The following is a 12167-nucleotide window of genomic DNA, read 5'->3' as shown; positions in this document are numbered from 1 at the left end:
CTGTTTGTGCAAAATGTATCAATGATCAGAAGTTAGAACAGAGTAACAAACAACAGCGTAACAAATCACGAGCTTTAACCAACGTAATAATTCAATTTAACTGTTAGGCGATGATTCAAATTTACTTTTAAATATCATCGCCGTGATACATGCCATAATAGCGAGAGCAAAGATGTAATACATTGCACCGATCTGACTATACTGACTTAAAATTTGAATGAAGGGCAGAGTTAAACCACCGACAATGGCATAAGAGACATTATAAGAAAATGAAATGCCAGAAAATCGAATGGGTGCAGGGAACATTTTCACCATGCTGCATGACACCATGCCGACTGTTCCTGAACATAAACCGAGCAGCATATACTCTATAAAAATTATATGCTGACTGGCATGTCCCAAGCTCTGATAAAAAATTGCCGCAACAATTGCAAGCATAGTTGCGCCAGCCATCATCACTTTGCCACAGCCAAAACGATCAGCGAGTGCCCCAGCCAAAATACAGCCGAGCATTTGCATGATAATGGCAGCACTTTGCATTTTAAATGCAGTCGCACGGTCATAACCAAAAGTGCTCGTGAGAAGATTCGGCATTGCCAAAATGATCACCACCACGCAAGCCGTCAAAAACCACGTAAATAACATGCCAATCGCAACCGCCGTCTTATGTTGCTTTAAAACTTGTTTTACCGGTAGCTCTTTGGATAACGCTTTACGCGCTTGCATGGCTTTAAATACAGGGGTTTCTTTTAGATAACTACGCAAATACAAGGCAAATAATCCAAAAATCCCTCCTGCAATAAATGCAATTCGCCATGCCCATTGGTGAATTTCAGTTTCATTAAACTGGAGTGAAATCCACAAAGACATCAGTGCACCCAGTAAAATGCCTAAAGATAGTCCCGCGGTTAATAAACCATTGGCGAGGCCAATACGCTGCTCTGGTACATGTTCCGAAACAAATGTCCATGCCGCAGGAATTTCGCCACCAATTGCAATGCCTTGGATAATGCGCATAAATAATAAAAGTACAGGTGCAAGATAACCAATTGACTCAAATGTCGGTAATATCCCGATCATTAAAGTAGGTAGAGACATGAGTAAAATTGATAGTGAAAATAGTTTTTTACGTCCAACTAAATCACCAAAATGAGCCATGACCACACCGCCCAAAGGACGGAAAAAATAACCAGCTGCAAAGATGCCATAGGTGTTCAGCATTGCCCAAAATGGACTTAAACTATTGGGAAAAAACAAATCTGAAATGATCTTGGCATAAAATACATAAATGACAAAATCATAAAATTCCAGTGCACCACCTAGTGACGAAAGGGCAAGGGTACGTTTATCCTGAAAAGAAAGTTGTGCAGTAGCATCCATGCTGTAAAAGATTCAAAAATAAAATGATTCGCCCGATATTACTGGAAATTTAAATTAAAAGTAAGTCAATTAAAATGATCGAAGCAGCTTGATTAGAAAAATAAAAACTAAACAGATGTAATGCTATTTTGCATGGGTCTAAGCATGACGACATTGATGAGAAAGATCGGCGTGTCTTTATAAAACGGATCATAAACGAATAAAGTAGGGAAGGATGGAAACTAAAACACCTATCACACTGAGTAAGGTGATATTTTCAACGAAATACGGAAAAATCATAAGCACTAAACCACAGATTAAAGGCACAATAACTTTTTGTTTTTTGCCATATAAAAAATAGCCTAAGCCAATACAGCTGAATATGAGGCCAAGTAATAATTGCGTGGTGTTCATTTTCATCAATCTATGTGTATTTATACCATGGAGTGTAGAAGTCCATACTGAAGCAAAGATTAAATCATTGAGTAGAATTGATCATTTGGCTTAAATCACATTCCTCAAAAAATAAATGCGTAATTCAAACGATAAATAGATAATTCAAAAGATAGCTTTGCCGATTCATAAAATCTTGATGAACTGCTAGCATGTCCCTGACAAAGATTGAAAAGCTTAAGAGATGAGGTCATGATGCCAGTCAAACTGATTGCAGTTGATATGGATGGAACATTTTTAAATTCAGAGAAGAAATACAATCGCGCACGATTTTTACAACAATATAACCAGTTAAAACAACGGGGTATTCATTTTGTCGCGGCTAGTGGCAATCCGTTATATACCTTAACCAGCTATTTTCCTGAAATTGCACATGAGCTGGCATTTGTCGCGGAAAATGGGGCTTATGTGGTGGATCAGCAGCAGATTTTAAATTTTGACTTTTTTAGCCCTGAACGGTTACAAACAATACTGATTGATTTAAAACAGGATAATGCAAAAAAATTGATTTTATGTGCAAAAGACTGTGCTTATATCGAAAAAAATATGCCAGAACAAACACTTCAGAAACTTCAGATTTACTTTAAACGATTAAAAATGGTGGATGATCTTGTTCAAGTCGATGATCAAATTTGTAAAGTGACGCTCACAACTAGCGTGCAAGATACAGACATTTTATCTGGCTTAAAACATCGAGATTATGTTCAACAACATTGGGTCAAACTGGTCTCTAGTGGTTTTGGATTTATTGATCTCATACTTCCAGAGAAACACAAAGCCTATGGCTTACAATTTTTACAGTGTAAATGGAACATTCAGGATCATGAGGTCCTTGCAATCGGGGATAATTTTAATGACATTGAAATGGTACAAAAGGCCGGTTATGGTTTTGCCATGAGTAACGCTGTTCCTGAACTGAAACAGGTTGCTGGTTATTTAGCAAAAAGTAATGAACAACAAGGGGTGTTGGACGTGATTGATTTGCTCCTCAACGCGCAGGCATTTACTCCAAATAAAAATCGCTTGATGCGAGAAAATCTCTAATATGCCAAGTCATTTTATATAATTATGATTTGTGTCATTGATTTTTATTTTCAGCTTGTGAGTGAGAATATTCAGTTGCACAATAAGTTTTGATTGTGAGTCGGATGCAGCAAAATGAGTACCATTTTACCAGTCGCTCAACATGGTGAGCAGATTTTAACCTTAAAAGCTGTCGAAGTAAGTAACGCTGAATTTAATACAGAATGGCTGATGCAACTGGCGACCGCGTTGCACAATACTATGTTGGAACGTAATGGTGTTGGGATTGCCGCACCGCAGGTTTATATATCAAAAAGAATGATTGTGGTGGGTTCTCGACCTAATCCCCGTTACCCAGATGCTCCAGAAATGGAGGCAGTGGTGATGGTGAATCCTGAAATTATTGAATATTCATTTGAAACCTGTTTGGGTGAAGAAGGCTGTTTGAGTGTGCCTGACCAGCGCGGTGAAGTTGAGCGTGCCAACGCCGTTAAAGTACGCTATCAATCTTTACAGGGAGAATGGTTCGAAACTTATTATCAAGGTTTTCCAGCCAGAATTGTACAACATGAGGTTGACCATTTAGATGGCGTGTTGTTTACCGAACGCATGGTTTAGGTCTGAATCAATGAGAGGTTGAGGAACATTTAACTTATTCACCCTAAAATTACAAAACTATAAATTTAATATTATCAGGTGCATGTACGATAAAAACTGATCGAACCAAGCTCAATGCGTTTGGCTCAATGATTGAATCTGATAACAAAGGCAACCTTTATGCGAACCCCCGTTCCTGATTATTTAGCGCATGTTCTTGATGATTGCGATGATCATCATATAGGTCAGCTTGCTGATTATATTCCAGAACTTGCGCAAGCCAATCCGAACCAATTGGCCTTGGCAATCTCGACAGTGGATGGTGAAATTTATTCAGTGGGTGATGATGAGGTTGAATTTACGATTCAATCTATGTCCAAGCCGTTTACTTATGCCTATGTGCTGCAACATCTTGGAATAGAGACGGTATTAAATAAAGTCGGTGTAGAACCTTCGGGTGAGGCTTTTAATCAGATTTCACTGGACAAGGAAAATCGTCCGAAAAATCCCATGATTAACTCAGGTGCGATCACCACGCATTCTTTAATACCTACCGATGGTTCGCAATCAAGTGCTGAAATATTACGTGCATTTATGAGTGAGTTGGCAGGACGAGAGCTGCATTTTGACGAACAGGTTTATGCCTCTGAAATAAAGACGGCATATCGTAACCTCTCGATTGGTTATATGTTGCGTACAGTTGGTATTTTGGAAACAGATCCAGTCCATATCGTAAATGGCTATATTCGCCAATGTTCAATTCGGGTCACAGTCAAAGATTTGGTCCGTATGGGAAGTGTCCTTGCCAATGGAGGAGTTGATCCCAAAACCGGTAAACGGTTATTAAATCGAGAAGTCGTGCGACAGGTACTGAGCGTCATGATGAGCTGCGGTATGTATGATGCAGCGGGAGATTGGTTGACCACCGTTGGCATTCCAGCAAAAAGTGGGGTGGCAGGTGGAATTTTAGGTGTATTACCGGGTCAGGTCGGTATTGCAGTTTTTTCGCCAAAGCTGGATGAACATGGGAATAGTGTGCGTGGTATTGATATCATGGAGCGTTTATCCCGTGATATGGGCTTACATTTGATGGAAGCCGCACCATCAGCACAGACGATTGTACAAAGCCATTATCTGACAGGAGTGGATGATTCGATCAGCGTATATGTATTGCGTGGGGTTTTAAAGTTTACCGAAGCAGAAATGCTGTTGCGTATTTTGCAAAATGAGCCTGAAGGACATAGCAAAATAGTGATTGATCTGAGTAAAATTTCACTGATTCAGGATGTAGGCAAGCGTATGTTTTTAGAAGGGATTGATCGTTTGATTGATGATGGACATACTCTACTTCTGGTCGATCCTGAACGCCGTCTGGACCATAGTAGAACCTATAAAGACCGTGTTTTACATGTATTTGAAAATCTGGATGAATTATTAGAACAACAGCATTAATTTATCGAAACTGCTGCGGTGTTTTACCTAAATGCCGTTTAAACATGGCACTAAAGGCGCTGGCATTGGTATAGCCCAAGGCATCAGAAATCTGGTTGATCGATTGCCCCTCTGCGATCTTAGCTAAGGCGAGTGCAATGTGCATTTGTTGAATCCAAGCTCGATAAGACATACCTGTTTCACGTTGAAACATACGCATGAGTGTTCGTGAGCTGGTCCCAATTTCATCTGCCCATGTATTTAAATCTTTTAATTGATTGGGAAAGGCGAATAGCATTTCACAGATTCGAACTAAGCGGGGATCTTTGGGCCAGGGGATTTGAATAGCCAAAGAATGTGAGCGCTGGATTTCATCAAAAATAATCAGATGCAGCGCAGCTAACAACTTTTGGGAAATGCTTAAACCAGTTTGTTTAAGTTGGTCTAATTCATTAAAACGAATGAGTAATTCATGTAATAAGGGACTGACACGAATCAAAAAGCAATGTTCTCCCATGCGCTGAGCAGCATTTTCTTCAATTAATGCTGTGTTTAATTTCACCTGACTTAAAGCTATGACGCTATGTTCAATTCGAGGTGGAATCCATAATGCACACCTCGGGGGAATGATCCAGACTTGATGCTCGGTAAATACCTGAATGGTGCCTTTAGAGGCATAAAGTAATTGCGCTCTTAAATGCGAATGGGCATATGTGATTTCTTTATAACCATGTTCTGATGACAACCCAATGATCAGCTCTGTGGGTTTTAAACTTTCGTCCATGATTTTCTATTTTGTCACTTATACGATAATTATTGGAAGATAGCTGCATTTGAGACAGATTACAATGCTGACATTTACACCACCATGATTGGAGTTTCTTGAAATGACGTCTTCAATGCCATTGAAAGATAATGTACAGGAGAATTCTACGGCATATATTCAACCACAGGGCTTTATCCTCAAAGTTGTGGGTGCTGTAGCCATTGCACATTTACTAAATGACCTGATACAGGCGATACTGCCTGCAATTTATCCAATGCTTAAAGATAATTTTGCACTCAGTTTTACTCAGGTTGGACTCATTTCACTGGTGTATCAAATCACAGCTTCATTGTTGCAACCTTGGATTGGACTGTATACAGATAAACATCCCAAACCTTATTTACTCCCAATGGGCATGGGAGTGACATTAATTGGCATCGTCCTTTTGGCATTCTCTCCTAGTTTTAGCATGCTATTAATTGCTTCAGCTTTAATTGGTGTTGGCTCCTCAACTTTTCATCCTGAAGCCTCGCGTGTTGCACGTATGGCATCAGGTGGGCGTTTTGGTACAGCACAGTCCACCTTTCAGGTCGGGGGAAATACAGGAACAGCGATAGGTCCCTTGTTAGCGGCGTTATTGATTGTTCCGTTTGGACAATATGCCGTGGTTGGGTTGGTACTGTTTGCACTCTTGGCGATTTGGATTTTAACCGGTGTTAGTCGCTGGACCATCAGACACAGTAAACAGCAACTTGCTTCAAAAGTCGTGATTGGACAGGCTAAATTGCATGGTCGCCAGTTAATCATTGCACTTTCGACCATCTCATTATTAATGTTTGCTAAATTTACCTACATTGCCAGTATTAGTAATTATTTTACGTTCTATTTAATTCAAAAGTTTCAGTTGAGTCTACAAAGTGCGCAATTACATTTATTTGTATTTTTGGCTGCGGTGGCAGTAGGAACTTTTGCAGGCGGACCAATTGGGGACAAGATCGGACGCAAAGCCGTCATTTGGGTTTCGTTTGTAGGGATGGCACCGTTCGCATTGATTCTGCCTTATGCCAATTTATTCTGGACAACAGTATTGTCTATTATTGTCGGGGTGGTTTTATCTTCTGCATTTGCAGCAATGGTGGTTTATGCTCAGGAAGCAGTTCCAGGTCGAGTGGGAATGATTGCAGGTTTAATGTTTGGTTTGATGTTTGGTGTGAGTGGTATTGCAGCAGCAGGTTTAGGTTATCTGGCGGACACTCATGGTATTGAATGGGTATTTAAATTATGTGCTTTTTTGCCGCTGTTGGGGTTGGTGACCTTCTTTTTACCCAAAACCAGAACCGCTTAATTGGTATGCAACACTCATTTAATTTTGCTATAAGGCGCAAAGCGATATAAATTTTGACCTTAGTTTATCGTCAATGAATGACAGAGCTTAGGCTGAATGCAGTCATCCCCGAAATGAAAGCCGCACAAGCATCAGATCATGATGGAAGTGCGGCTTTTGCTTTCCTACTTTAAAAATTATAGTGGATGAAAAACAAGAGAAATTTTAAAAATCAATATGTTACTGACCATCGAAAGTAATGTTACGACTGGCATTGAGCAGTTGCTCTGCACCTTCTTCGGAAAGTTTGATACTTAGACGTAGATCATTTGGTGAGTCAGCATGTTTCAAGGCTTCCTTATAACTAATTTCACCAGCCTTATAAAGATCAAATAACGCTTGATCGAAAGTTTGCATTCCCAGTTCGCGTGAGCGTTTCATCAAATCTTTAATTTCATGAATTTCACCTTTACGAATGTAGTCAGCAAGTAGAGGGGTATTAATCAGAATTTCAATGGCAGCACGACGTGAATGACCATCTGGCGTTGGGATCAATTGCTGAGCCACCATGGCTTTTAAATTAAGTGATAAGTCCATATATAGTTGGTTATGACGATCACTTTCAAAGAAATGAATAATACGATCCAATGCTTGGTTGGCGTTGTTGGCGTGTAATGTCGCTAAGACCAGATGTCCCGTTTCAGCAAAAGCAATGGCGTAGTCCATGACTTCACGTGAACGAATCTCACCAATCAAAATCACATCAGGGGCTTGTCGTAGTGTATTTTTCAATGCGATTTCAAAAGAATCGGTATCAATACCGACTTCACGTTGTGTAACGATACAGCCAGCGTGTTCATGAATAAACTCAATAGGATCTTCAACCGTAATGATATGACCTTTGGAGTTCTGATTTCGATAACCAATCATCGATGCCAGCGAAGTCGATTTACCCGTGCCTGTTGCCCCCACAAAGATAATAATGCCACGTTTGGTCATGGCCAAATCTTTAAGAATTGGCGGTAAGCGTAATTCATCCATTGTAGGAATAATGGTTTCGATACGACGGAGTACCATTCCTGGCATATCACGTTGCTGAAAGGCGCTGACACGAAACCGCGCGGTTTTATCGCGATTCATGATGGCAAAGTTACATTCACGTGTTTCGCTAAATTCTTTGCGTTGCTTATCAGACATAATAGATTGAATAAGCTGTCCAACCACTTCAGCACCAAGCTTGGTCTTGGAAACAGGGACAATTTGACCATTAATTTTCATGGAAGGCTCAACACCTGCGGTGACAAACAGGTCTGAAGCTTTTTGTTCAATCATCAGATTGAGAAGGTCATTAAAATCCATATTGTATGATCCTTTTATTGTTTTGGTTTATAGGAAGGATTCTGGTGATTTAGCAACGGTACGTGCTGTTTGTGGACTAATCATGCCTTTTGAAACCAATGTTTTGAGGCTTTGATCCAGTGTGGTCATGCCATAGTTAGCACCGGTTTGAATGGCTGAGTACATTTGCGCGACTTTATTTTCACGAATTAAATTACGAATGGCGGGAATTCCAATCATAATTTCATGTGCTGCAACACGTCCACCCCCATTTTTCTTTAATAAGGTTTGAGAAATAACGGCTTGCAATGATTCAGATAACATGGCGCGAACCATATCTTTTTCTTCGGCAGGAAACACGTCAATAACACGGTCAATGGTTTTTGCGGCTGAAGTAGTATGCAGGGTGCCAAACACCAAGTGACCTGTTTCTGCGGCAGTCAAAGCCAAACGAATGGTTTCAAGGTCACGCATCTCACCGACAAGGATAATATCTGGATCTTCACGCAGTGCTGAACGCAGTGCTTCATTAAAGCCGTGAGTATCACGATGCACTTCACGCTGGTTAATCAGGCATTTTTTGGATTGGTGTACAAATTCAATCGGATCTTCAACGGTTAAAATGTGGTCATAACGATTGTCATTAATATAATCCAGCATGGCGGCGAGGGTGGTAGATTTACCCGAACCTGTTGGGCCTGTCACCAAAACAATCCCACGTGGATATTCACAGATATCTTTGAAGATTTGTCCTAAACCCAAGTCATCCATGGTCAGTACTTTGGACGGAATGGTACGAAATACTGCGCCTGCGCCACGGTTTTGATTAAATGCATTGACACGAAACCGCGCAATGTTTGGCACTTCAAAGGAAAAGTCTGTTTCTAGTTGTTCTTCAAAGTCACGGCGCTGTTTATCATTCATAATGTCGTAAACCAGACGATGCACTTCTTTGTGTTCGAGTGCCGGTAAATTAATACGACGAACTTCACCATCGACCCGAATCATCGGTGGCATTCCTGCTGAAAGATGTAAGTCCGATGCACCGTTTTTAACCGAAAAAGCGAGTAACTCTGTAATATCCATGATTTCCCCTAATATAATGAGTATGTATCGTTATTTTGTAGAATAATAAGCGTTTCCGAACCGCTTACCAACACTTCCAAGTCTGGTTAAGCAAAAAAAATAACTGAAATGAGAACCCTGTCAATGAATCAGTTTCAACAAGCGCGAAATCAGGTCATTCAACATATCGAAAACGCATGCCAAAGCGTAGAGCGTGACCCTGCTACTGTGCATTTATTGGCTGTCTCCAAAACACATCCACATCAGTCGTTACGTGAGATGTATCAGTTAGGACAACATTGTTTCGGTGAAAACTATTTACAGGAAGCACTGGATAAAATGGAGGCATTAAAAGATCTGGACATTGAATGGCATTTTATCGGACATGTACAACGTAATAAAACCAAACATCTGGCAGAAAAATTTGATTGGGTCCATGGGGTTGATCGTCTGGTAATTGCCGAGCGGCTATCAAACCAACGCTTAGACACGCAAGTTCCACTAAATATATGCATTCAAGTCAATATAGATGCTCAGGATTCTAAAGATGGCTGTGAGCCACATGAAGTAGCAGAATTAGTCGCACAAATTAGTCAATTAGCGCGTATTCGTTTACGTGGACTTATGGTGATTCCTGCACCAGATCATCTACAGGCTTTCACAGATGCCAAGCAACTGTTTGATGAAGTTAAAACACAACATGCCCGACCTCAAGATTGGGATACTTTAAGTATGGGAATGTCTGGTGATTTAGAAGCGGCAATCGCTGCTGGTGCAACCATTGTACGCATTGGCACGGCTCTGTTTGGAGCACGGGATTATTCAAAATAAAATTTAAAAATGAAGTAAGACAACTTTCTAAGGAATAAATTCATCTATTCGGATGATGAGCGTTGTGTTTGTTTAATTCGATTGAGCTTTTTAATCTAGTTTTAATGGCTCGTCAGTATATAAGCATCACAGGCTTTTACGAGAATATAAATTGAACCTTTTACATATCTTTATTTTGGCTGTGATACAGGGGCTAGCTGAACTGTTGCCTGTTTCCAGTTCTGCGCATGTGATTTTGGCAGAAAAAATTATGGGATTTGACCCATCTGCACCTGACATGACGTTTTTATTAGTGATGTTACATACGGGAACCATGTTTGCCGTGATTGTGTATTTTTGGCAGTCATGGAAAAAAACCTATTTTTCAAACGGGCAGGATTTTAAACGACGTTGCTTTTATGTGTTGCTAGCGACTGTGATCACTGGTGTGTTAGGGTTATTACTTCAATCCTTGATTAAACATGTTTTTTTTGGTGGAGCCAGTAACTTTGAGATTGAACATTTATTTAGTAATTCCAAACTTATGGCAACGGCTTTGGCTGCATCAGGAATTTTAATTATTTTCTCTTCACGTCTTGATCGTGGGCAGCAAGCAGATATTCGTTTACCGAGTGCCATGATAATCGGCGCTGTACAAGCATTATGTTTGCCATTCCGTGGTTTTTCCCGTTCTGGTGCGACCATTTCAACAGGGTTATTTTTGGGTATTTCTCGTCAAAAAGCAGAAGAATTTAGCTTTGCATTGGCCGTGGTTTTGACACCAGCTGTTATTATAAAAGAGTTGTTGCGTTTGGTTCATGCACAACATGCAAGTGCAGGGGCCTCTCACTTGGCTTTAGGTAGTCTACTTTTGCCCAGTTTATTTGGAATGTTGTTTAGCTTTTTAACAGGGCTGCTTGCATTGAAATGGCTATCTGCATGGCTCGAACATGGTCGCTGGTATTTGTTTGGGATTTATTGTTTGGTATTTTCAGGTGTGGTGTTGCTTTTAGCCTAGCTCTACCGAAGATGAAAGATTAAATGGGAAAATATTTGTAAATCGACTATCCATATTTTCCCATGAAAATTCTATTTAGACTAATCGTTCAGTTTGCAATCTAAGCCACACTTTTTTGTGGTACTCGCTTAATCACAGGACTCATTGAAATGAGTTCAATCTCCCCATAAACCGTTGCAAATGGAACATCTTTGGCATCGAGTCCAGTTCCAATACGTACAAATTGATCAATTGGCCCCATGCGTGTTGCATCGAAAAGTACCCACTGATTTTCCAGATAGACTTCAAAGATTGCATGAAAATCTGGATTGGCTTCGTAAAATGGCATATAGCCAAACACAAAACGGGCAGGGATATTCAGTGCACGGCAAATTGCAATGCCTAAATGCGCAAAATCACGACATACTCCAGCGCGATTGACTAAAATATCACGTGCTGTGGTGGTACTGTCTGAAGACCCTGATTCATAAACGATGTTGTCGTAAATCCAGTCACAAATGGCTTGTACGCGAGCATAACCTTTAGGTAAATCTGCAAAAGTATGATTGACCATCGTACCGATTAAATCAGATTCACAAAAACGACTCGGGGCGAGAAAAAACAAAGTGTCAGATGGTAAGTCCTTTATCTCGCTTTCCTGTAAATTCGTATTGCGTTCAGGAATCTGCGTTTCAACTTCTGCACAATATCGAACGGTTAAATCACCTTCGGGAACACTCAGTCTTATTAATCTGTTAAGCCCATTATCTCTTTGATATTGCTCATATGGTAAATCAGGTTTTACATGAAATGATTCGCTAGTAAGCGTTTGCCAAGCATGCTCTGAAGCTTCAAGTTGAAACATAAATTCAGTTGTTTTTTTTACGCGATAATTGAGTTGACAATCAATTTTAAAGATATGGGACATGGTTTTAAGCTCATGAAAAAAGATAAATTTTTCTTCATCATAAAAAATTGACCATTTCATTTATTTTTTGTTCTGA

General features: G+C 40.1%; 12 protein-coding genes. 6 read left to right on the top strand and 6 right to left on the bottom strand.

All coding sequences use genetic code 11. The features are described 5' to 3' along the window. Nucleotides 1-96 precede the first annotated feature (96 nt). Together E0D95_RS07075 and E0D95_RS15835 are read right to left on the bottom strand one after the other, a co-directional pair. Entirely contained in the window at nt 97-1380 is a 1284-nt protein-coding gene (locus tag E0D95_RS07075) for an MFS transporter (RefSeq protein ID WP_130803228.1), read from the bottom strand. A gap of 189 nt (nt 1381-1569) precedes the next feature. Then, nucleotides 1570-1773, bottom strand: a complete 204-nt coding sequence (locus tag E0D95_RS15835; protein ID WP_130803227.1) for an amino acid transport protein — start codon at nt 1771-1773, stop codon at nt 1570-1572. A 234-nt stretch (nt 1774-2007) separates the two neighbouring features. Between E0D95_RS15835 and E0D95_RS07065 the strand changes: the two genes are divergently transcribed. The 3 genes from E0D95_RS07065 (at nt 2008) to E0D95_RS07055 (ending at nt 4884) form a co-directional block, all read left to right on the top strand. Further along, nucleotides 2008-2856, top strand: coding sequence for a Cof-type HAD-IIB family hydrolase (locus tag E0D95_RS07065; RefSeq protein ID WP_130804853.1), 849 nt, complete (start codon nt 2008-2010; stop codon nt 2854-2856). A gap of 114 nt (nt 2857-2970) precedes the next feature. Beyond that, nucleotides 2971-3453, top strand: coding sequence for a peptide deformylase (gene def, locus E0D95_RS07060; protein WP_130803226.1), 483 nt, complete (start codon nt 2971-2973; stop codon nt 3451-3453). 159 nt (nt 3454-3612) lie between these two features. Continuing rightward, nucleotides 3613-4884: a glutaminase gene (locus tag E0D95_RS07055; RefSeq protein ID WP_130803225.1), complete on the top strand. Its 1272-nt coding sequence runs from the start codon at nt 3613-3615 to the stop codon at nt 4882-4884. Between the two features lies 1 nt (nt 4885). Here E0D95_RS07055 and E0D95_RS07050 read toward each other — a convergent pair whose 3' ends face one another. Next, nucleotides 4886-5647, bottom strand: coding sequence for an AraC family transcriptional regulator (locus E0D95_RS07050; protein WP_130803224.1), 762 nt, complete (start codon nt 5645-5647; stop codon nt 4886-4888). A 103-nt stretch (nt 5648-5750) separates the two neighbouring features. Between E0D95_RS07050 and E0D95_RS07045 the strand changes: the two genes are divergently transcribed. Further along, on the top strand, nt 5751-6974 hold the full coding sequence (locus E0D95_RS07045) for an MFS transporter (RefSeq protein WP_130803223.1): 1224 nt from the start codon (nt 5751-5753) through the stop codon (nt 6972-6974). 219 nt (nt 6975-7193) lie between these two features. On the opposite strand, the gene E0D95_RS07040 is transcribed toward E0D95_RS07045, so the two are convergent. Together E0D95_RS07040 and E0D95_RS07035 are read right to left on the bottom strand one after the other, a co-directional pair. Further along, nucleotides 7194-8312: a PilT/PilU family type 4a pilus ATPase gene (locus E0D95_RS07040; RefSeq protein ID WP_130803222.1), complete on the bottom strand. Its 1119-nt coding sequence runs from the start codon at nt 8310-8312 to the stop codon at nt 7194-7196. A gap of 27 nt (nt 8313-8339) precedes the next feature. Next, nucleotides 8340-9377, bottom strand: coding sequence for a type IV pilus twitching motility protein PilT (locus E0D95_RS07035; RefSeq protein ID WP_130803221.1), 1038 nt, complete (start codon nt 9375-9377; stop codon nt 8340-8342). Between the two features lie 123 nt (nt 9378-9500). On the opposite strand from E0D95_RS07035, the gene E0D95_RS07030 reads away from it, so the two are divergent. Together E0D95_RS07030 and E0D95_RS07025 are read left to right on the top strand one after the other, a co-directional pair. Further along, nucleotides 9501-10187, top strand: a complete 687-nt coding sequence (locus E0D95_RS07030) for a YggS family pyridoxal phosphate-dependent enzyme (protein WP_130803220.1) — start codon at nt 9501-9503, stop codon at nt 10185-10187. A gap of 151 nt (nt 10188-10338) precedes the next feature. Beyond that, the gene (locus E0D95_RS07025) at nt 10339-11184 is read left to right on the top strand and encodes an undecaprenyl-diphosphate phosphatase (RefSeq protein ID WP_130803219.1); all 846 of its coding nucleotides are present in this window, start codon (nt 10339-10341) and stop codon (nt 11182-11184) included. Nucleotides 11185-11284: 100 nt separating this feature from the next. Here E0D95_RS07025 and E0D95_RS07020 read toward each other — a convergent pair whose 3' ends face one another. Next, the gene (locus tag E0D95_RS07020) at nt 11285-12091 is read right to left on the bottom strand and encodes a transglutaminase-like domain-containing protein (RefSeq protein WP_130803218.1); all 807 of its coding nucleotides are present in this window, start codon (nt 12089-12091) and stop codon (nt 11285-11287) included. Nucleotides 12092-12167 lie beyond the last annotated feature (76 nt).

This window comes from Acinetobacter ihumii (assembly GCF_900625095.1).
In the GTDB taxonomy this organism is placed as follows: Bacteria; Pseudomonadota; Gammaproteobacteria; order Pseudomonadales; family Moraxellaceae; genus Acinetobacter; species Acinetobacter ihumii.
The sequence above is the reverse complement of the archived record's forward strand: the minus strand, read 5'-3'. Positions and strand labels throughout refer to the sequence as shown.

Coding starts and splice junctions, on each gene's coding strand:
- E0D95_RS07055 (WP_130803225.1), top strand. CDS start 3,613: ATGCGAACCCCCGTTCCTGATTATTTAGCGCATGTTCTTGATGATTGC.
- E0D95_RS07040 (WP_130803222.1), bottom strand. CDS start 8,312: ATGGATTTTAATGACCTTCTCAATCTGATGATTGAACAAAAAGCTTCA.
- E0D95_RS07065 (WP_130804853.1), top strand. CDS start 2,008: ATGCCAGTCAAACTGATTGCAGTTGATATGGATGGAACATTTTTAAAT.
- E0D95_RS07045 (WP_130803223.1), top strand. CDS start 5,751: ATGACGTCTTCAATGCCATTGAAAGATAATGTACAGGAGAATTCTACG.
- E0D95_RS07050 (WP_130803224.1), bottom strand. CDS start 5,647: ATGGACGAAAGTTTAAAACCCACAGAGCTGATCATTGGGTTGTCATCA.
- E0D95_RS15835 (WP_130803227.1), bottom strand. CDS start 1,773: ATGAACACCACGCAATTATTACTTGGCCTCATATTCAGCTGTATTGGC.
- E0D95_RS07075 (WP_130803228.1), bottom strand. CDS start 1,380: ATGGATGCTACTGCACAACTTTCTTTTCAGGATAAACGTACCCTTGCC.
- E0D95_RS07020 (WP_130803218.1), bottom strand. CDS start 12,091: ATGTCCCATATCTTTAAAATTGATTGTCAACTCAATTATCGCGTAAAA.
- E0D95_RS07030 (WP_130803220.1), top strand. CDS start 9,501: ATGAATCAGTTTCAACAAGCGCGAAATCAGGTCATTCAACATATCGAA.
- def (WP_130803226.1), top strand. CDS start 2,971: ATGAGTACCATTTTACCAGTCGCTCAACATGGTGAGCAGATTTTAACC.
- E0D95_RS07035 (WP_130803221.1), bottom strand. CDS start 9,377: ATGGATATTACAGAGTTACTCGCTTTTTCGGTTAAAAACGGTGCATCG.